The organism is Neobacillus fumarioli NBRC 102428, assembly GCF_001591485.1.
Taxonomy (GTDB): Bacteria; Bacillota; Bacilli; order Bacillales; family Cytobacillaceae; genus Neobacillus; species Neobacillus fumarioli.
In genome coordinates this window covers 1-1,348 of record NZ_BCUZ01000233.1, presented here as the reverse complement: position 1 = coordinate 1,348, position 1,348 = coordinate 1, and the positions used below count along the sequence as shown (strand labels likewise).

Here is a 1,348-nt window from a genome sequence, read left to right as displayed (position 1 = left end):
CACTAGTGTTGCATAAATGGTGTCGGAATCTTCAGTTAAATTATTTTTCCTTTTAGGAGCCAAAAAGTTAAATACCTAATTGAAGGTGGCCTTGTCCATTTGGAAGTTTATTTACAATTAAACCTGATAGACCTGTGCGACAACGACAATTTCTGATTAAGGAGTAGTTTTTCCTTCAATCCTTCGAAGCCAGATATGCGCTGGTTTCCACAAAGAAGCCCTTAAATATCGACTGATTTGTAGGATTTTTCTCTGGCTTTTTGTTTCAATTTGCGCGAGTACATGCAGGCAAAAAACAATGAGTGCAATGAAGACTTGATTCTGAATCGCCCATTCGCTTTGACCGTAAAACTTTTTTATACTGAGGTGTTGTTTGATCCATTTGAAAAATAACTCAATGGCCCAGCGTGATTTGTACATCTCTGAAATTTCATCAGCTTCCAAATCGAAACGATTGGTGATTAAATGGAGTTCATTGCCTTTTGAATCCAGAACTTTTATCAGTCGAAAGTAATTTTCAGCACGATTTTGTGTGGTTCCAATCAACACCATTTGGTCTGATAAAACAGAAGAATTTTCCTGCAGTTTAAAGTTGTAAACTTCCCGTATAACAGCGTTTTTACGTAGTCTTGAAAGAAAAAAGTAACCATCATCGGTCATGCGGTCAAAACGTTCGTAATCTAAGTAACCACGGTCGAACACATACATGCATTCTTTGTCATCTACCAAGATTTCAAGCTGGCCACGGTCATGTTCTTTTGCCGTTGTCATCACGGCTTTTTCTGGGTAAGAAATGCCTTTTTCCATAAATACAAGCCGAAGATGCAGTTTTACTCCTGCCTTCGTTTTGCGGAATTTTGCCCATTTATGATTCGTCAAATTCAGTGGCAAAGTGCTTGAATCGATGATTTTTAATGGCATCACAAGTTTTGTGTAATGTGTTTTGACATGAATTTGGGACACCAAATCAAGAAAAAGCCTTTGGAATAGATCAGGATTCAACCCATTTAAACGGCGTGAAAGCTGAGAAATACTAATAGAATCAAGGCTAATTTCCTTTTGAAGTTGGTCATCGAAAAGACAATCACCAAGCGCATGAAGGCTTTCTACCTCTTGTAGCTGCGCAAAAAGCAGTAATTTTAGAAACGATTCCGTCGTTAATTTTTTCGTATAGGAATCTAATCCCAATGTTTTCACCTGTTCTTCAAAAACTTTCGAATTGATTGGTGAAAACCATTGTCCAAATGAAGTTTTTCGTGTAATCTTGTCCATGAGTGTTGTCCTTTATTAGTGGATTTGGACGGATTACCACCTGACCTATCCATTATAAAGGACTTTTTCTTTGCGC

General features: G+C 37.7%; 1 protein-coding gene. It reads right to left on the bottom strand.

From position 1 onward, the window contains the following. Nucleotides 1-156: 156 nt before the first annotated feature. On the bottom strand, nt 157-1,272 hold the full coding sequence (locus tag BFU02S_RS15805) for an IS4 family transposase (protein WP_066372751.1): 1,116 nt from the start codon (nt 1,270-1,272) through the stop codon (nt 157-159). Nucleotides 1,273-1,348: the final 76 nt, after the last annotated feature.

Excerpts from the sequence above, each read along its gene's own strand:
- BFU02S_RS15805 (WP_066372751.1), bottom strand. The coding sequence starts at position 1,272 with ATGGACAAGATTACACGAAAAACTTCATTTGGACAATGGTTTTCACCA.